Raw genomic sequence first — 18,306 nt, forward strand, 5'->3', positions numbered from 1 at the left:
GCGACTAGTGTCGGCTTCGTGCGCATTCTCCTTTCGAGCCTGTCCGCTCATGGTCACGTGTTTCCACTGGTCCCGTTGGCGCGCGCCGCACGCGCGCACGGACATGAAGTCCTCTTCGCCACGGGCGCGCAGTTCGAGCCGACGTTGAGCGGTCTCGGACTGCGAACGGAAGCGGTGGGCGTGCCCATCGGCGCGGGTTTCGCCGCCGCGAGCGGGAATTCCCCGACCCGGCCGGAACCCGGTTCGGACGAGTGGCTCTCGTTGGTGGTGCGGGTGTTCGGCGCCGAGCTGCCGCGCAGCTACGCCGCCGATCTGCTGCCGGTGCTGGAGGGCTTCACCCCGGACCTGGTGGTGCACGAGGCGGGCAACCACGGCGCCGCCCTGGCCGCGCGGCACGCCGGGATTCCCGGCGTCTGCCACGGGTTCGGGAAGCAGAACCCGGCGCACTTCCCCGGTTTCGACGCGGCGCTGCGCGGTATCGCCGACGAGTTCGGGATCGCGCTGCCCGCGGGAGATCTGCGCACCGTCGGCAATCCGTACCTGGACATCTTCCCGGCTTCGCTGCAGGACGCCGAATTCCTCGCCGCGGTGGATCGGACGCCGCTGCGCCCGGTGCCGTTCGCGGGCGGGGGCGAGCTGCCGCCGCAGGCGGTGGGGCCGCGGACGCGCCCGCTGGTGTACCTGACGCTGGGCACGGGTTTCGGCGACCCGGCGGTGCTGCGCGCGGCGATCGGCGGGCTCGCCACCCTCGACGTGGACGTGATCGTGGCGGCGGGTCCGAGCGTGGCGGCGGACGCGCTGGGCGGGCTGCCCGCGAACGTGTCGGTGCACGAATGGGTGCCGCAGGCCGAGCTGCTGGACCACGTCGACCTGGTGGTGCACCACGGCGGCAGCGGAACGACGCTGGCCGCGCTGGGCGCGGGACTGCCGCAGCTGGTCTTGCCGCAGGGCGCGGACCAGTTCGGCAACGCGGAGACGATCAGCTCGGCCGGCGCGGGGGCGCAGCTGCTCGGCGCGGAGGTCACGGCGGAAGCGGTGCACGACGCGGCGCGGGCCCTGCTGGCCGACGAGAAGCCCCGCGAAGTCGCCGAGCGGGTCGCCGCCGAGATCGCCGCGATGCCCTCCCCGGAGGAGATCGCCGCCCGCCTCGCGGACTTCACCTGATCCGCAGACGGCCGCACGTCACCCCCAGCGGACGTGCGGCCGTCTCCGGTTCCGACGGTGCGCGCGGGCGGGATTCATCGCGGGTCGCGGCCGAGGAAGCCCAGCAGGCGGTCCGGTGCGCTCGCGCCCGGCGGCAGCGCGATCGGCGCCTCGAACCGGCCCGGCCGGTCCTCGTCGGCGACGAGCAGCGCGACCAGCGGCAGCAGGTCGTCGGCGAGCGCCGTCGGCAGCGGCCGGTGTTGCCCGCTGGAGCGGGCGATGTCCCAGCCGTGCACCGCGATCTCCAGCGCACCGGTGCCGACGACGACGCACCGGGGCACTTCTGCGCCGAACACCGCCACCGGGTCGACGTCGACCGCCGCGTTCCACGCCCCGAGCAACCGCCTGGAGCGGTCCCGCAGCGACCGCGTCGGATCCGCTTCCGGCTGAGCCTGCGCGGCGAGCCCGATCCGGCCGCCGACGGCCTCGCCGAGCACCGCGACCGAGTCGTCCAGGTGCGCCAGCAGCGCCCGCAGGTCCCATCCCGCGCACGGCGTCGGCCTGGTCAGCGCCGCCACCGGCACCTCGTGCAGCACGCCTGCCAAGTAGTCCACGGCGCGTTCCAGCAGGGCGACGCCGCCGAGCACGCGCGGCGCCACCGGATTCCCCTCCACGGCGCGGTCAGCGCGCCGCGCGGATGTCGGCGAGCAGCTGCGCGGGCAGGCCGAACGTCTCGAACAGTGCGGCGTCGAAGAACGCCGCGACGTGCTCGACGAGGTCCCCGCGCATCGTGAGCACCTGCAGCTGGAACGGCTGGAAATCGCCGCGCTCGTCGCGCATGTACACGCCGAACGCGGGCTGGCCGTTCGCGGCGGTGCGGACCAGCCGCATGTCGCCGGGGCCCGCGGGGCAGCGCTGCGCGATGAGCCTGCCGATCGGTTCCGGCCCCTGGTACCAGCCGGTGAACGGCGGCATCTCCCACACCGCGTCGGAGGTGAACAGCTCGACGATGGTCGGCACGTCCTTCGCCTCGAACGCGGTGACCCACTGCTCCAGCAGGGCGCGCTGGTGCGGCGTGGCCGGACCGGTGGTGCTCTCCGGAGCGGGCGCGACCTGGTCGAGCTGGGCGCGGGCGCGTTGCAGGCTGCTGTTGACCGACGCGGTGCTGGTGCCGAGCAGCTCGGCGACCTCCGCCGCGCGCCAGCGCAGCACCTCCCGCAGCAGCAGCACCGCGCGTTGCCGCGGCGGCAGGTGCTGCAGCGCGGCGACCAGCGCCAGCCGGGTGTGCTCCCGGGAGGTCACCACGTCGGCCGGGTCGTTCCCGGCGGGCAGCATCGCGTCCGGCACCGGTTCCAGCCAGGGCACTTCGCCGCGTTCCACCAGGTCCTCCGCCGGATCGGAGCTGGGATTGCCGAGCCCGGTGGGCAGCGGTCTGCGTCCCCTGCTCTCCAGCGCCGTCAGGCACGCGGTGGTCGCGATCCGGTGCAGCCAGGTGCGCAGCGACGACCGGCCTTCGAACCGGTCGTAGGCGCGCCAGGCGCGCAGGTAGGTCTCCTGCACGAGGTCCTCGGCGTCGTGCACCGACCCGAGCATCCGGTAGCAGTGCGCCAGCAGTTCCCGCCGGAACGGGTCCGCCTGCCGCAGGAATTCGTCGTCTTCGAGGTGCTTCGCCATGGTCATGGCCTTCCGCCTCCAACAGGGAGTTCCACTGTAGGTGGGTCGGAAATCGCCTACGAGGTGTTCGGACCGGATCGGGCCGCGGAACTCATCGCGGATGCGACGGAAGTCGTGAAGCAGGTGACGAAAGTAGTCGAGCGCGCGCCGAACCGGCCGGTGCGGGCGGCCGGGTGCCTATCCTCTCCGCGTGGTCACCAGCGATGAGCCGCCCCGCACCGACGAGGCACGAATCCGCCGCGCGCACCGGGTGCTGTTCCGGCTCACATTGGCGCTGGCGGTGCTGGGCGCCGCGTTCGGCTACCTGGTGCTGTCCGGCGATCCGGCGCAGGGCGGTTTGCCGGTGGCGCTGCCGCTGGGCGTGGTCGCGCAGCTCGCCGCGACGGTCGTGATCGGCCGCTCCGGCTCCCGCCCGCACCTGGGGCTGCTCGCGGTGCTCCTGGTGGCGGCGCTGATGTACCTGCTGGACACGCCGTGGCGCGCGCTGATGGTCGCGGGCGCCGTGCTGTGGGTGCCGCTGGCGCTGTCCTGGGCGGCGGCGCGCGTGGCCGAGCGGGCCCGCGCGCGGTGGGAGATCGCGACGTCCGCGGTGGCGGTGCTGGCCTACGCGGTGGTCGCGGGCGCGGGGACCGAGTCGTTCGGGCCGGCCGCGTCGCTGGCGGCGATCGCCCCGGTGCTCGGCGGCATCGCGACGGTGCTGGCGCGGCGGCTCGCCCAGGCGCGCCGCGATCGGGCGGAGGCGCTGACCCGGGAGCGGGTCGCGGTGGCCCGCCAGGAGCAGGCGGCGGAGCGGGAACGGCTGTCCGCGGACATGCACGACAACCTCGGGCACGTGCTGACCTTGCTGGTGCTGCACGCCAACGCGCTCGCCGTGAGCAGTTCGGATCCGGCGGCGCGGGAGGCGGGGCGGCGCATCGGCGAGCTCGGCGGCTCGGGGATGACCGAGCTGCGCCGGTTGCTGGCGCTGCTCGACGACCCCGATTCGGCGACCGAGCGCCATGCCGCCGGGGAGTCCGAATCGGTGTCCGACCTGGTGGAGCAGGTGCGCGACGCCGGTCAGGCGGTGGAGTTCACCGACGCCGGAGCGGAACGCGACCTGCCCGCCGTGCTCGCCCGGACCGCGCACCGGGTGGTGCAGGAGGGGCTGACCAACGCCCGCAGGCACGCGCCGGGAGCGACGGCCGAGGTGGAGGTGCGCGACGAGGACGAGGCGGTGCGCGTCTGCGTCCGCAACGGTCCGGGCGGTCCGGGCGAACGGGGCGCGGGGCGCGGTCTCGACGGCCTGCGCAGGCGGGTCGAGCTGCTCGGCGGCGAGCTGCGCGCCGAACCGCACGAGGACGGCGGGTTCACGCTGCGCGCCACGCTGCCGGTGACGGCGGCGGCGCGGAGTTGATCGCGGCGCGAGCCCGTCCGACACACCGGTGCACGATGGCCCGGATCCGGTCGGGGGCCGCTTCGTAGAATCGCCGGGTGACTTCCGCGCAGAGCAGTCCCGTCGCCGATCCTGCCGCGCCCGACGCGCTGGGGGTGTTGAACCGCGTCTTCGGCTACGACTCGTTCCGGGGGCCGCAGCAGGACATCGTCGAGCACGTCATCGCCGGCGGTGACGCGCTGGTCCTGATGCCCACCGGTGGCGGGAAGTCGCTGTGCTACCAGGTTCCGGCGCTGGTCCGGGACGGTGTCGGCGTGGTCGTGTCGCCGCTGATCGCGCTGATGCAGGACCAGGTGGACGCGCTCACCGAGGTCGGCGTGCGAGCCGGGTTCCTGAACTCCACGCAGGACGCGGGGGAGCGCCGCGCCGTGGAGGCCGCGTTCCTCAACGGGGAGCTGGACGTGCTCTACCTGGCGCCGGAGCGGTTGCGCGTCGAGTCGACGTTGTCCTTGCTGGACAAGGGGAACATCTCGCTGTTCGCGATCGACGAGGCGCACTGCGTGGCGCAGTGGGGCCACGACTTCCGCCCGGACTACCTCGCGCTGTCCATGCTGCACGAGCGCTGGCCGGACGTGCCGCGCATCGCGCTGACCGCCACCGCCACGGAGGCCACCCGCGGTGAGATCGCGACCAGGCTGGACCTGACGCAGGCGCGGCACTTCGTGGCGAGCTTCGACCGCCCGAACATCCAGTACCGGATCGTCGGCAAGAACGATCCGAAGAAGCAGCTGCTGAACCTGCTGCGCACCGAGCACGCCGGGGACGCGGGGATCGTCTACTGCCTGTCGCGGTCGTCGGTGGAGAAGACGGCGGAGTTCCTCAGCCAGAACGGGATCCCGGCCGTGCCGTACCACGCGGGCCTGGACGGGCGGACCCGCGCGACGCACCAGTCCCGGTTCCTGCGCGAGGAAGGGCTGGTGGTGGTCGCCACCATCGCGTTCGGCATGGGCATCGACAAGCCCGACGTGCGGTTCGTCGCGCACTTGGACCTGCCGAAGTCGGTGGAGGGCTACTACCAGGAGACCGGCCGAGCGGGGCGCGACGGCCTCCCGTCCACCGCGTGGCTGGCCTACGGCCTGCAGGACGTCGTCCAGCAGCGCAAGATGATCAACAACTCCGAGGGCGACGACGCGCACCGCAGGCGGCTGGGCACGCACCTGGAGGCGATGCTCGCGCTGTGCGAGACGGTGGAGTGCCGCCGGGTGCAGCTGCTGGCCTACTTCGGCCAGGACGGCGAGCCCTGCGGCAACTGCGACACCTGCCTGGCTCCGCCGGAGTCCTGGGACGGCACGATCGCGGCGCAGAAGCTGCTGTCGGCGGTGTACCGGCTGCAGAACGAGCGGCGGCAGAAGTTCGGCGCCGGGCACGTCATCGACATCCTGCTCGGCAAGCGCAACGACAAGGTCGACCAGCACCGCCACGACGAGCTCACCGTCTTCGGCATCGGCACCGACCTGCGCGAGGCGGATTGGCGCGGAGTGGTGCGCCAGCTGCTCGCGCAGGGCCTGCTGGCGGTGGAGGGCGACTACGGCACGCTGGTGCTCACCGCGGCCAGCGGCGAGGTGCTGGGCCGGGAGCGCTCGGTGCGGTTGCGCCGCGAACCGGAGAAGCCCGCGAAGCAGCCGAAGGCCGCCAAGGCGCGCAAGGCGGACCAGGTCGAGATGCCCGCCGAGGCGGCACCGCTGTTCGAACGCCTCCGCGCCTGGCGCGCGGCCACCGCGAAGGAGCAGGGCGTGCCCGCGTACGTGATCTTCCACGACGCGGTGCTGCGCCAGGTCGCGGCGCAGCGTCCGTCCACACTGGACGAACTGGGGACCATCAGCGGAGTCGGCCAGAACAAGCTGGACAAGTACGGCGAAGCCCTCCTGGGCGCCCTCGCCGAGGAGTGAGTCCGCGCACTTCCCGCGGTGCCGGCCGCGGCGGTGCGCGCAGTGGGGCGGACGGGGCTCGTGGGGTGGACGCTCCGCGTCGGGGCGATCACGCTGCGTGGTAATGCCCCGCCGCGGCTCGTCCGGGTGCGCGGGCATGGCACCCTGGTAGGGCTGAGGCCGGTACGCACAGGGCGGGCGCGGCCGTGCAAGCGGGCCCGGGGTTTGACTGCCGGGCGATGACCAGGAGTGGTTGAGTGTTCGACTTTATCCTCTATCCCGTGTCGGCCATCTTGTGGTTCTGGCACAGGGTTTTCGGCACCATGCTGGGGCCGGACAACGGGTTCGCCTGGGCACTGTCGGTGTTCTTCCTGGTGTTCACGCTGCGCGTGGTGCTGCTCAAACCGGCGATCAGCCAGATGCGCGCCGGCCGGAAGATGGCGAAGTTCTCCCCGCAGATCCAGAAGCTGCGGGAGAAGCACAAGAACGACAAGCAGCGCATGGCGCAGGAGATGCAGAAGCTGCAGTCCGAGCACGGGGTCAACCCGATCGGTGGCTGCCTTCCCGCTCTGCTGCAGATCCCCGTGTTCCTGAGCCTGTTCCACGTCCTGCGCGGGTTCACGCCGCAGGCGCCGAACAACTACATCTTCGACCGCGCCGGGGTCGAGTCGTTCATCAACGCCGACATCTTCGGCGCGAAGCTCGGCAACTGGCTGAGCCAGCCCACCGCGGTGCTCGAAGCGTTCGGGACCACGCGGCTGAACATGATCTCGGTCGGCCTGCCGCTGATGGTGATCGCGTCCATCGCGACGTTCGTCACGATGCGCATGTCGATGAAGCGCCAGACCGACGCCTCCATGGCCAACCCGCAGACGGCCATGATGGGCAAGTTCATGATGTACGTCGCGCCGATCGGCACCTTGTTCTCCGGCTGGGTGCTGCCGATCGCGATCGTCCTGTACTTCATGGCGAACAACATCTGGACGCTGGGCCAGCAGCACTTCCTGAGCAACAAGATCGACCGCGAGCAGGAGCGGGAGAAGCAGAAGGAGATGGCGGCGAAGAAGGACGCGCCGCGCCCGAAGCCCGGCCAGAAGCCCGGCCAGGTGGTCAAGAAGGACGCCGAGGACGACGCCTCCGATGACGAGGCCGCGTCCGAGGAGGAGACCGGTTCCACCGCCACCAACGGCTCCACGCCCGGCAAGGCCACCGCGGCAGCCGGGCAGCGCACCGACGGCCGACAGGTCAACCGGCGCCCGCAGCAGAAGAAGCGACCGGGCAAGCAGGCCGCGTCGGCGAAGAAGAGCCAGAAGAAACGCCGCTAGCGGCTAAGCAGTCGAACGAAGAGCGGGGCCCCCGACATGGGGACCCCGCTCTTCTCTTTCCAGCTCTTCATCTCGTCAGCGGCGAAGCCGTGCCTCGTGGCGGAGCCACTTGGGAAAAAGATCCCGCAGCGACAGACCGACCGAGGTTCCGCTACCCGACCACTACGCAGCTCATCCGCGTCATGCCGGAGTAGCCACGACGATGCGGTTTTCGTCGTATCCGAGGTCGCCGCCGACGTACCGGCCACCGCAGGTGACCAGCACGAGCCGGTGCTCGCCGCCTTGGCCGAACAGGTCCGCCGCGCGGGCGGGCAGTTCTTCCTTGGTCAGCGTGACGATCTCGGAGACGCGGTAGCGCCACTCCGTGCCGTCGTCGTCGACGACGGTGACCTCCTGGTCCGGAGCGGAGTCCCACAGCTCTTCGAACGGTCCGACGGCGCCCTTCCAGTTCACGTGCCCGGCCAGCACCGTCGCGCCCTTGGGGGAGTCCAGACCGGCACCCCACCAGGTGGCTTCGCCGACGCCGTCCGGCACCGGGAGGGTCCCGGACCGGTCGATCTCCTTGCGCACCAGCTCCGCCTGGCCGCCCTGCGGCAACCGGACGGTGCCCGGCGGTTGGCCCGCCGGGACGTGCACCGGCTGCGGCGGCAGGTCCGCGACCTGCACCGGAGCCGGTTGCGCCGGTGGTGGTGCCGCGGCCGGGGCCGACTGCTCAGCGCCACCCCGGAGCAGCGTGCCCGCCACGACGGCGACCACCGCGACCAGCCCGACCACGCCGGCCAGGACCAGCGTGAGCAGGCGCCGCCGCTGCGCGATCAACGCTCACCCGCCGATACGAGCCGCTTGCGCCACGCCGCGCCACCGGCCACCGCGGCGCCGGTGAGCGTCAGCGCACCGAGTCCGAGCAGTCCGGGGGACAGGGCGCCGGTGTCCTCGGCGGCCACGACGCCACCGCTGACACCCGGGTCACCGGCCGGGATGAAGATCGGCACGGTGGGGGTGTTGGCCTTGTTCGTCACGGTCAGCGTCAGGGTGCCGCCGGGTTCGACGGTGCCCACGACCGACGGCGGGTTCGCCGCGTCGAACGCTTCCTCGTAGCCCTGCGCGGGAGCCACCTCGGTGATCTTGATCTCTTGCGGGGTGCGCAGGTCCGCGATCTCCACCGTGCCCTGGTCGCCGGTGGTGACCACGGCGGGCTGCCCGTCCGGGCCGGTCAGCTCGGTGCCGTCCTGCTTCAGCGCGGGCTTGTCGTCGGGCAGGCTGACGCGCAGCGGGACGCCCGCGATGCCCGCCTTGCTCTCTTCGTCGATCTTGCCGACGGCGACCTTGCCGGGCGCGGTCACCGCGGTCGTGACGTCTTCGACCTTGACCTGGTTCTCCCCGCCGGTCGACACCACGCGCTGCACGCCGTCCGGGTTCTCGACGGCCTGCTGCACGTAGGGGCGCTCGGCCGGGGTGGCCAGCTCGCCCTCCAGCTTCGGGTTCGGCCCGGTGGGCGTCACCTTCAGCTGGAGCGGGTCACCGCTGTCCGGCGTGGTGATCGTGCCGTCCTCGCCGAGGCCCTCGACCTCGGCGTCGGTGGCGGTGATCTTCACCGGGACACCGGTCACGCCGGTGCCGTCGGGGTGGCTGACCGCGAAGGTCCAGTCCGCCGCCTCGCCGATGACCTGGGGGTCCTCCGGCGCGGTCAGCGCGGCCTCCCACGGACCGCGGTTCTTCTCCGCGTCCGCGCGCAGGGTCTCGACGGCGTCCTTGGCGCCCTGCGGCAGCTTGCCCAGCTGGAAGTCGATGTCGTAGCCGATCTTGTCGAAGGGCAGCCCCGGGTCGAGGTCGCCTTCGTCGCGCGGCGCCGACGTCCACGAGTGCAGCAAGTGCGCGAGCGCAGCCGCCTCGTCCGCGCTCTCCGTGTTGCCGTAGCGCAGCAGCAGGTAGGAGATGTTCGCCGCGACGTCGTCCTCCAGCGGGGTGCCCCACTTGGTCAGCAGCTCGTCACCCGGCTCGTACTGCTCGCCGGTGTCCGGTGCCTTCAGCGCGAACCGGACGCACCACACCTGGTTGCCGCCGACGATGTAGGAACCCAGCCAGTCCCGGTCCCGTTCGATGCCCGCGTAGGGCTGTCCTGGTGTGGTCTCGTGGCCGATTCCTTCCTCCGGCGCGGCGATGGCCGTTCCCGTGGTCGCCAGCAAACCGCTGCCGGCGAGCACAGCGGAACCCACCACCGCTGTGAGCAACTTCCTGAACGTGCGCATGCAAGCTCCAGTCTCGGTCTGGGAGAGAGGGCATCGGCGTGCTGCGATCCGGTCACGTGCAGAGCGACATGGCGTTGACCGGCGCGAAAGCCCCCCGACATGGCACGCGGACACCCAGGCGCATCCTTTCGGTCACGCGCGGTAGCTACAAGAGGTCATTCGGTGTAATCGATCTCATTACCCGGAGCGAGATTTCGCCGTGTCCTGAGGCGGCTCGTGCTCGTTCGGCCGCAGCGCAGCGGCCATTTCGGTGGTGACCGGGCACTCGCGGCCACACCTCGAAAAGGTTGCGACGGTGAGTGATCGTCATTTCACCGTTTATCCCGCGGGAGTAGCTTCCGGACAGGCGGGAACCGGCTACCGCCAAGCGGGTAAAGTCGGTTTTACCAGTGGGGAACCGACCGGCAGGTTCGGTCGTTGTACCGGAGACGGCGCAAAACACGCCCAGGAGGACGAGTTGCGCACTACGAGCAACCCAGCGTTCAAGAACCTGCCGACCAACGGCGGGTACGCGAACTTCAACCATGGCCAGGGCGGCTTCGGCGCGCCCGGCCAGGCACCGGCCGCGCCGCCGAAGGCGACGCGCCCGATGACGATCGACGACGTGGTCACCAAGACCGCCATCACGCTCGCCCTCACCGTGGGCACCGGCGCCGCGACCTACATCACGGGCGCCTACGCGCTCGCGCTGCCCGCGGCGATCATCGGCCTGGTGCTGTCGCTGATCATCATCTTCAAGAAGAAGGTCAGCCCGGCGCTCGTCATCGCCTACGCGGCGGTCGAAGGCGTGTTCCTCGGCGGCATCAGCTACGTCATCGGTGGAGCCGTCGACGGCTTCACCGGCGGTGGCGGCTCCGGCATCGTCATGCAGGCGATCGCGGGCACGATCGGTGTCTTCGCGGCGATGCTCGTGGTCTACAAGACCGGCGCCGTCCGCGTCACGCCGAAGCTCACCAAGTGGATCATCGGCGCGCTCGCGGGCGCGGCCATCCTGATGCTGCTCAACCTCGTCGCCGGCTTCTTCATGGAAGGCGGCCTCGGCCTGCGCGACGGCGGCCCGCTCGCCATCATCTTCAGCCTCGTCTGCATCGGCATCGCCGCGTTCAGCTTCCTGCTGGACTTCGACGCCGCGGACAAGGCCATCAAGAGCGGCGTCGATGCCAAGTTCGCCTGGTACGTCGCCTTCGGCCTGATGACCACCCTCGTCTGGCTCTACCTGGAGATCCTGCGCCTCCTGTCGTACTTCCAGAACGACTAGCGAGAGCCGGTCTAGCTCCAACGCGAACAAGAAGGGCCTCTCCCACCACGGGAGAGGCCCTTCTGCATCTCACGGCGAAGCCGTGCCTGTATGTGCGAAGCACATAGCCCACGTCGAAAAGCCGCTCACCGGCGGGTTCTCAGGTGTCTTCTCGCGAGGACAGCTTTTTCCCTCGTGGCGGAGCCACTCGGGAAAAAGATCCCGCAGCGAGAAGACACCTGAGGTTCCGCTACCCGGACACCAAAGCAAACCGGCCGGGGCACCTTCAGGAAAGCCGCTCCAGGACCATCGCCATGCCCTGGCCGCCTCCGACGCACATGGTCTCCAGGCCGAACTGCTTGTCGTGCCACTGGAGGGAGTTGATCAGGGTGTTGGTGATGCGGGCGCCGGTCATGCCGAACGGGTGGCCGACGGCGATGGCGCCGCCGTTGACGTTGACCTTCTCCAGCGGGAAGCCCAGTTCCTGGTAGGAGGGGATGACCTGCGCGGCGAACGCCTCGTTGATCTCCACCAGGTCGATGTCCCCGACGCCCAGCCCGGCGCGCTTGAGGGCCTGCTTGGAGGCCTCCACCGGGCCGAGGCCCATGATCTCCGGCGACAGGCCGGACACGCCGGTCGACACGACCCGCGCCAGCGGGGTCAGGCCCAGCTGCTTCGCCTTCACGTCGCTCATGATCACCAGCGCGGCGGCGCCGTCGTTGAGGGAACAGCAGTTCCCGGCCGTGATCCGGCCGTCCGGGCGGAACACCGGCTTCAGGCCGGACACGGCCTCCTTCGTGACTCCGGCGCGCGGGCCGTCGTCGGCGTCGACGATCGTGCCGGAGGGCGTCGTCACCGGAGTGATCTCCCGCGCCCAGAACCCGTCCGCGATGGCCTTCTCCGCCAGGTTCTGCGAGCGCACGCCGAACTCGTCCATCTCGTCGCGGCTCACGCCCTTGGCCCGCGCCAGGTTCTCCGCGGTCTGGCCCATCGGGATGTAGACGTCGGGCACCTTGCCGAACTCGCGCGGGTCGACCCACTCGTCGGCGCCCTGCTCCCCGGTGGCCTGGGTGCGGGCCTCAGCGTCGGCGAACACGGGGTTGTGCGTGTCGTCGAGCGAGTCCGAGTTGCCCTTCGCGAATCGGGACACCGCTTCCACACCGGCGCTGATGAACACGTCACCTTCACCGGCCTTGATGGCGTGCAGCGCCATCCGCGTCGTCTGCAGGCTCGACGAGCAGTAGCGGGTGATGGTGGTGCCGGGCAGCTGGTCGTAACCCAGCAGCACCGACACGACGCGGGCCATGTTGAAGCCCTGTTCGCCGCCGGGCAGGCCGCAACCGAGCATCAGGTCGTCGATCTCGGTGGGGTCCAGCTGCGGGATCTTGTCCAGCGCGGCGCGCACCATCTGCGCGGCCAGGTCGTCCGGGCGCACGTCGACCAGCGAGCCCTTGCCCGCGCGGCCGATGGGCGAGCGCGTGGCGGAGACGATGACTGCTTCGGGCATTCGGGAACTCCTTCGTTCGCCTACGGGACGCCGCGCCGGCGGCGGCACGGCTGGGCCGGCTACTCGCGCCACCTTAAGACCGACATCGGTCCCGACGTGCTGAGACGACCGTCACCAGCAACTCCGCCCCGGCGCCGCTCGTTACCCGGAGGCACCGCCCGAACCGGGCGAAGCCCGCCGCCGAAGCGGAGCGCTCACGTGGCCTGGCGGCGGCCGAACCTCCGGTTCAGGCGGGCCACGACGCGGCTGGTGGGGCGACGCGCTTCCGCCGCCGACGAGCGGACCGGTGGCTGCGGTACCGGCGGGCCCTGCCACTCGCCGATCGCCGAGCACAACGCGGGCAGCAGCAGCCCGGCGGCGGCCTCGTAGCCCGCGGCCGACGGGTGGAACCGGTCGGGGCTGAACAGCTCCTGCGGCCGGGTCAGGAACTCCGGGGACAGCAGGTCCGCCAGCGGCACCGCGCCGCCGCCCGCGGCTTCCACCGCGTGGCGCTGGGCGCGGCCCAGCGCGAGGCTCCACGAGGAGGCCACCGAGCGCAGCGGCTGCGGGATCGGCCGGATCGCCCCCAGGTCCGGGCAGGTCCCGGCGACCACGCCCACCCCGGCTTCCCGCAGCCGGGCCACCGCGGCACCGAGCAGCGCCGCGCACTCCGCCACCGACAGCCGGGCCGTGACGTCGTTCGCGCCGATGATCACCAGCACCAGCTGGGGCGGGGCCACCAGCGCCGCGTCCACCTGCGCCGCCAGGTCCCGCGACGTGGAGCCCACGATCGCGTAAGTGGTCAGGTCGACCGGCCGCTCCAGCTCCGCCGCCAGGCCCCGGGCGATCCGCACGCCCGGCAGTTCGTCCGGCGCCTCCACACCGAGCCCGGCCGCCGAGGAGTCGCCGAGGACCGCCAGCCGCAGCGGCGCATCGCCCTCCGGCGGCGACGCGACCGGACCGGTGCCGTCCGGCAGGTGGACGCCGTCCGAGCGGAACGGGACGCCGACGGGTTCGCCGATGGCTCGCCGCGCGTACCAGGACTGCCCGTTGAGCAGCCCGTACGCGGCGCCCGACACCCCTCCGACGGTCCCCGCCGCGACCATCGCCAGCCGTAACACCCGCGCCCCGACCATGCCCCGCTCCTCCTCGCGCCACCCCGACGCGTCCCTACTACTGAATACGCCTTCGAGGTGAAAAACGTTCCCACCCGCTTGTCGCCCCGCGGCGAAGCAGGGTTAGCCGGGGACCACGCCGCGTGGAACGGATCACCTCGCGCCGGTGTCGAAACCGCCCGAACGGCACGCCACCGGACCACCCGTGCGACAAGATGCGGGAATCGGGCACTTAGGCTCAGCCCCACATCGTCACGGAGAGCGAAAGGGACTCGCTGTGGACTACGTCGAGCACGTCATCGACCTCGTCGGCAACACCCCGCTGGTGCGGCTGAACTCGCTGGCCGAGTCCGCCTCGACGCCGGTGCTGGCGAAGGTCGAGTACCTCAACCCCGGTGGCAGCGTCAAGGACCGGATCGCGCTGCGCATGGTCGAAGCCGCGGAGGACTCCGGGGAGCTCAAGCCCGGCGGGACCATCGTCGAACCCACCTCCGGCAACACCGGTGTCGGCCTGGCGATGGTGGCGCAGCGCAAGGGGTACCGCTGCGTGTTCGTCTGCCCGGACAAGGTCAGCGAGGACAAGCGCAGCGTGCTGGAGGCGTACGGCGCCGAGGTCGTCGTCTGCCCGACGGCGGTGCCGCCGGAGCACGCCGAGTCCTACTACAGCGTCTCCGACCGGCTCGTCACCGAGATCGACGGCGCCTGGAAGCCCAACCAGTACGCCAACCCCGCCAACCCCGAGTCGCACTACCTGAGCACCGGCCCGGAGATCTGGCGCCAGACCGAAGGCCGCATCACGCACTTCGTGGCGGGCATCGGCACCGGCGGCACCATCTCCGGCATCGGGCGCTACCTCAAGGAGGTCTCCGGCGGGAAGGTGCAGATCATCGGCGCCGACCCGGAGGGCTCGGTGTACTCCGGCGGCGGCGGGCGGCCGTACCTCGTCGAGGGCGTCGGCGAGGACTTCTGGCCGACGACCTACGACCGCGACATCTGCGACGAGATCGTGCCCGTCTCCGACGCCGACTCGTTCACCATGACCCGGTCCCTCGCCCGCGAGGAGGCGCTGCTCGTCGGCGGTTCCTGCGGGATGGCCGCCGCGGCGGCGCTGCGGGTGGCGGAGCGCACCGGGCCGGACGACGTGATCGTGGTGCTGCTGCCCGACGGCGGCCGGGGTTACCTCGGCAAGGTCTTCAACGACTCGTGGATGGCGAAGTACGGCTTCCTGTCCCCGGACCACGCGGGCGCAGCCATCAAGGACGTGCTGCTGCGCAAGGACGGCACCATCCCCGAGCTCGTCCACGTTCACCCGAACGAGACCGTCGCGGAGGCGGTGGCCATCCTGCGGGAATTCGGGGTGTCCCAGATGCCGGTCGTCAACGCCGAACCGCCGATCATGGTCGCGGAGATCGCCGGAGCGGTCAACGAACGCGATCTGCTCGACGCGCTGTTCGCCGGTCGCGCGCAGCTCGCCGACCGCATCGAGGAGCACATGTCCCCGCCGCTGCCCACCATCGGCGCAGGTGAGGAGGTCAGCGCGGCGATGTCGGCGCTGGCGGGCGCCGACGGAGCGATGGTCCTCATCGGCGGCAAGCCCGCCGGTGTGGTCACCCGCCAGGACGTGCTCGCGTTCATCGCCGGGCGTTGACTTTTCGTTACGGACGGCCGCTACGCTGCTGACATATCGGATAGCGTGTGGACGATCAACTCGCTTCAGACGTCATGCTTCACGCCCAAGGGGGTCAGGAAACCCGATGAGCTCTCCGCAGCCGCCGGACGGCGGTCAGCAGGGACAGCAACCGCAGGGGACCGAGTCGGAGGCGCAGGCCGCCGAGTCGCAGATCAGTTCCCAGCTGGACCCGCAGACCCCGGCCACCGACCAGTCCTCCGGCGCGGACGCCACTCAGGTCGTCCGCCCCGCGCAACTGGACCAGAACGCGGGCCAGGCGTCCGCGGACTCCACCCAGGTCGTGCGTCCCGCGCAGCCGTCCGCGGGTGGGGACTCCACGCAGGTCGTGCCGCCGTCGATGCAGCCGCCGCAGCCGATGTACGAACAGCCCGGCAACGCGGGCGGCGGTGAGTCGGCGACGCAGATGGTGCCGCCGTCGATGCAGCCCCCGCAGCCGATGTACAGCCAGCCCGGCACCCAGAGCCAGCCCGGCGGCTTCCCGCAGCAGCCGCCCGCCGGTACTCCCGGTGGCGGCTTCCCGGCGCCGCAGGCCGGTTTCGGCGCACCGCCGCCGCAGGCCGCTCCCGGGCAGCCGGGGTTCGCGCCGCAGATGCCCGGCGGTCCGGGCCAATCCGGTGCGGAGAACGGCACCCTCGCCAAGGTCACCGGCTGGGTGGCCGCCGTTCTTGGTGGGCTGAACGTCCTCGGCGTTCTCGTAATGAGCATCTTCGCCGGCCTTCCAGGCGGCTTGCAGTTGCTGAGCCTCCTCGGCGTGATCGTGATGCTGGTGGGTGGCGTATTCCTGATCTTGCGCAAGCCTCTCGGGCCGTACTTGACGGCAGGTGGCGCCGGGCTCGCCGCGTTGATCGCGTTGATCAGCGCGATCGGATTCGCCACCACCGTGCCGGAGGTCATCGGCAACATCGTCGGTGCGATCCTTCCGATCGCCATCGCGGTACTGGCGATGCTGCCCGCGACACGGGAATGGATTGACGCCGGTCCCGCCGCGCAGGGCGGCCCGCAGGCCGGTTACGCGCAGCAGCCGTACGGCCAGCCCCAGTTCGGCCAGCCGCAGCCGGGCCAGCCGCAGCCCTACGGCCAGCCCCAGCCTGGCCAGCCGCAGTTCGGAGAACCGCAGCAGTTCGGGCAGCAGCCGGGGCAACCGCAGTTCGGGCAGCAGCCCGGCCAGCCCAACCCTTACGGCCAGCCGCAGCCGGGGCAGCCGAACCCCTACGGCCAGCCCCAGCCTGGCCAGCCGAACCCCTACGGTCAGCCGCAGTACGGGCAGCCGCAGTACGGGCAGCCGCAGCCGGGACAGCCGCAGTACGGCCAGCCCCCGCAGTACGGGCAGCCGCAGTACGGCCAGCAGCCGCCGCAGCCCGGTGGCTACCCGCAGCAGCCGGGGCAGCAGCCGCCCCAGTGGTGACCCGCTGAACCAGCCACGACGGCCCTCGACCACCTCGGTCGGGGGCCGTCGTCGTGCGCGCGGCGGTCTTCGCCCGAACGCGTCGGATCGCAACGGCGACCTGCCGAACGGCGCAGGGGCGTGTGGTCCGTACGCTGCGACACATGAGTGATGGCTTCGCCACCCGCGCGATCCACGCGGGCCAGCAACCCGATCCGACGACCGGTTCGGTGATCGTCCCCATCCACGCCACCTCCACCTACGCCCAGGACGGCGTCGGCGGCATGCGCTCGGGGTACGAGTACTCGCGCACCGGGAACCCGACCCGCACCGCGCTGGAGCAGTGCCTCGCGGAGCTCGAAGGCGCCAAGCACGGCCGTGCCTTCTCCTCCGGGATGGCGGCCACCGACGCCGTGCTGCGCGGGACGCTGCGACCCGGCGACCACATGATCATTCCCGATGACGCCTACGGCGGCACGTTCCGCCTGGTCGACAAGGTGCTCACCGAGTGGGGCGTGCAGTACACGCCGGTCCCGGTCTCCGACGTCGACGCGGTGCGGGCGGCGGTGCGGCCGGAGACGAAGGTGCTCTGGGTCGAAACGCCCACGAACCCGCTGCTGACCATCGCCGACATCGCCGCGCTGGCGCAGGTCTCGCGCGACGCGGGCCTCAAGCTCGTCGTCGACAACACCTTCGCCACCCCGTACCTGCAGCGTCCGCTGGAGCTCGGAGCGGACGTGGTCGTGCACTCCACCACCAAGTACCTCGGCGGCCACTCCGACGTGGTCGGCGGCGCAGTGCTCACCTCCGACGACGCGCTGGCGAGCTCGGTGGCGTTCCTGCAGAACACCGCGGGCGCCGTCCCCGGGCCGTTCGACGCGTGGCTGACGCTGCGCGGTGTGAAGACGCTGGCGGCGCGGATGGACCGGCACAGCGCCAACGCGGCACGCATCGCCGCGGCCCTGCGCGAGCACCCGAAGGTCTCCAAGGTCTACTACCCGGGCCTGCCCGAGCATCCCGGTCACGAGGTCGCGGCGAAGCAGATGCACGGTTTCGGCGGCATGATCTCGTTCATCCACGTCGACGGCGAGCAGGCCGCGCTGGACGTGTGCGCCAAGACCCGCCTGTTCACCTTGGCGGAGTCGCTCGGCGGGGTCGAGTCGCTGATCGAGCACCCCGGCAAGATGACCCACGCCAGCACCGCGGGCTCCGTGCTGCAGGTGCCCGGCGAGCTGGTGCGGCTGTCGGTCGGCATCGAGGAAGCCGACGACCTCGTCGAGGACCTGCTCGCGGCGCTCTGACCCGTTCGGACCAGCGGCCCGTTCGCCCGGCATCGGCCGGGTGGACGGGCCGTCGTCGCCGAGCCGTCCGGATCAGGGAGCGATCGACGGGTCGATGTCCGCGGGCGGCGAGTGCGGCGCGTCGCCGAGCTGCGGCGCCGGGGTGACGGGCAGGTCCTCCGCTTGCACGCACCCGCCGATGAGCTCGACGACGCCGTCCCGCTCGCGGTACGTGCCGGGGTCGTCGCAGCCGCTCTGAGCCACCGCGAACACCGCCGCCGCGGACAGGACCGTCGCCAGCGCGATGCCGCCCACCAGTGACAACGTCCCCGTCGAAGCCATCGCCGGTGCCATACGTCCTCCCCGCCAGCGCCTGCTCCGCGCGCCGCCGCGCAGTAGTGGGTCCGCCGCGTGCGCCCGGCA

At 71.6% G+C, this 18,306-nt stretch carries 15 protein-coding genes; 8 read left to right on the plus strand and 7 right to left on the minus strand.

What is annotated here, in order from left to right; translation table 11 throughout:
* Positions 1 to 75: 75 nt before the first annotated feature.
* Positions 76 to 1,164, plus strand: coding sequence for a glycosyltransferase (locus BJ969_RS02030; protein ID WP_246456658.1), 1,089 nt, complete (start codon positions 76 to 78; stop codon positions 1,162 to 1,164).
* A gap of 74 nt (positions 1,165 to 1,238) precedes the next feature.
* On the opposite strand, the gene BJ969_RS02035 is transcribed toward BJ969_RS02030, so the two are convergent.
* A complete protein-coding gene (locus tag BJ969_RS02035; protein ID WP_221315680.1) occupies positions 1,239 to 1,802 on the minus strand; it encodes a TIGR03086 family metal-binding protein in 564 nt (187 codons plus the stop codon).
* Between the two features lie 22 nt (positions 1,803 to 1,824).
* Positions 1,825 to 2,823, minus strand: a complete 999-nt coding sequence (locus tag BJ969_RS02040; protein WP_184476754.1) for a sigma-70 family RNA polymerase sigma factor — start codon at positions 2,821 to 2,823, stop codon at positions 1,825 to 1,827.
* A 184-nt stretch (positions 2,824 to 3,007) separates the two neighbouring features.
* Here BJ969_RS02040 and BJ969_RS30455 point away from each other — a divergent pair, with 184 nt between their 5' ends.
* The 3 genes from BJ969_RS30455 (at position 3,008) to yidC (ending at position 7,442) form a co-directional block, all read left to right on the plus strand.
* A complete protein-coding gene (locus BJ969_RS30455; RefSeq protein WP_184476756.1) occupies positions 3,008 to 4,210 on the plus strand; it encodes a histidine kinase in 1,203 nt (400 codons plus the stop codon).
* Positions 4,211 to 4,287: 77 nt separating this feature from the next.
* Entirely contained in the window at positions 4,288 to 6,138 is a 1,851-nt protein-coding gene (recQ, locus tag BJ969_RS02050) for a DNA helicase RecQ (protein WP_184476758.1), read from the plus strand.
* A gap of 260 nt (positions 6,139 to 6,398) precedes the next feature.
* Complete coding sequence (yidC, locus tag BJ969_RS02055; protein ID WP_425503514.1) at positions 6,399 to 7,442, plus strand: membrane protein insertase YidC; 1,044 nt, start codon at positions 6,399 to 6,401, stop codon at positions 7,440 to 7,442.
* A 180-nt stretch (positions 7,443 to 7,622) separates the two neighbouring features.
* Here yidC and BJ969_RS02060 read toward each other — a convergent pair whose 3' ends face one another.
* A complete protein-coding gene (locus BJ969_RS02060) occupies positions 7,623 to 8,261 on the minus strand; it encodes a class F sortase (protein ID WP_184476762.1) in 639 nt (212 codons plus the stop codon).
* Positions 8,258 to 9,691 (minus strand): collagen binding domain-containing protein, encoded by a 1,434-nt coding sequence (locus BJ969_RS02065; protein WP_184476764.1) that lies wholly within the window; start codon positions 9,689 to 9,691, stop codon positions 8,258 to 8,260. The genes BJ969_RS02060 and BJ969_RS02065 overlap by 4 nt, the downstream gene beginning before the upstream one ends.
* 457 nt (positions 9,692 to 10,148) lie before the next feature.
* Here BJ969_RS02065 and BJ969_RS02070 point away from each other — a divergent pair, with 457 nt between their 5' ends.
* On the plus strand, positions 10,149 to 10,949 hold the full coding sequence (locus BJ969_RS02070) for a Bax inhibitor-1/YccA family protein (RefSeq protein WP_184484663.1): 801 nt from the start codon (positions 10,149 to 10,151) through the stop codon (positions 10,947 to 10,949).
* A 265-nt stretch (positions 10,950 to 11,214) separates the two neighbouring features.
* On the opposite strand, the gene BJ969_RS02075 is transcribed toward BJ969_RS02070, so the two are convergent.
* On the minus strand, positions 11,215 to 12,435 hold the full coding sequence (locus tag BJ969_RS02075) for an acetyl-CoA C-acetyltransferase (RefSeq protein WP_184476766.1): 1,221 nt from the start codon (positions 12,433 to 12,435) through the stop codon (positions 11,215 to 11,217).
* Positions 12,436 to 12,629: 194 nt separating this feature from the next.
* Positions 12,630 to 13,550: an SGNH/GDSL hydrolase family protein gene (locus tag BJ969_RS02080; protein ID WP_184476767.1), complete on the minus strand. Its 921-nt coding sequence runs from the start codon at positions 13,548 to 13,550 to the stop codon at positions 12,630 to 12,632.
* 256 nt (positions 13,551 to 13,806) lie between these two features.
* Here BJ969_RS02080 and BJ969_RS02085 point away from each other — a divergent pair, with 256 nt between their 5' ends.
* The 3 genes from BJ969_RS02085 (at position 13,807) to BJ969_RS02095 (ending at position 17,904) form a co-directional block, all read left to right on the plus strand.
* Complete coding sequence (locus tag BJ969_RS02085; protein ID WP_184476769.1) at positions 13,807 to 15,177, plus strand: cystathionine beta-synthase; 1,371 nt, start codon at positions 13,807 to 13,809, stop codon at positions 15,175 to 15,177.
* Positions 15,178 to 15,283: 106 nt separating this feature from the next.
* The gene (locus BJ969_RS02090) at positions 15,284 to 16,624 is read left to right on the plus strand and encodes a hypothetical protein (RefSeq protein ID WP_184476771.1); all 1,341 of its coding nucleotides are present in this window, start codon (positions 15,284 to 15,286) and stop codon (positions 16,622 to 16,624) included.
* Positions 16,625 to 16,767: 143 nt separating this feature from the next.
* Positions 16,768 to 17,904 (plus strand): cystathionine gamma-synthase, encoded by a 1,137-nt coding sequence (locus BJ969_RS02095; RefSeq protein ID WP_184476773.1) that lies wholly within the window; start codon positions 16,768 to 16,770, stop codon positions 17,902 to 17,904.
* A gap of 72 nt (positions 17,905 to 17,976) precedes the next feature.
* Here the strand turns inward: BJ969_RS02095 and BJ969_RS02100 are convergent, their stop codons facing one another.
* The gene (locus tag BJ969_RS02100; protein WP_184476776.1) at positions 17,977 to 18,225 is read right to left on the minus strand and encodes a hypothetical protein; all 249 of its coding nucleotides are present in this window, start codon (positions 18,223 to 18,225) and stop codon (positions 17,977 to 17,979) included.
* Between the last annotated feature and the right edge of the window lie 81 nt (positions 18,226 to 18,306).

The sequence above is a fragment of the Saccharopolyspora gloriosae genome (genome assembly GCF_014203325.1).
Classification (GTDB): Bacteria; Actinomycetota; Actinomycetes; order Mycobacteriales; family Pseudonocardiaceae; genus Saccharopolyspora_C; species Saccharopolyspora_C gloriosae.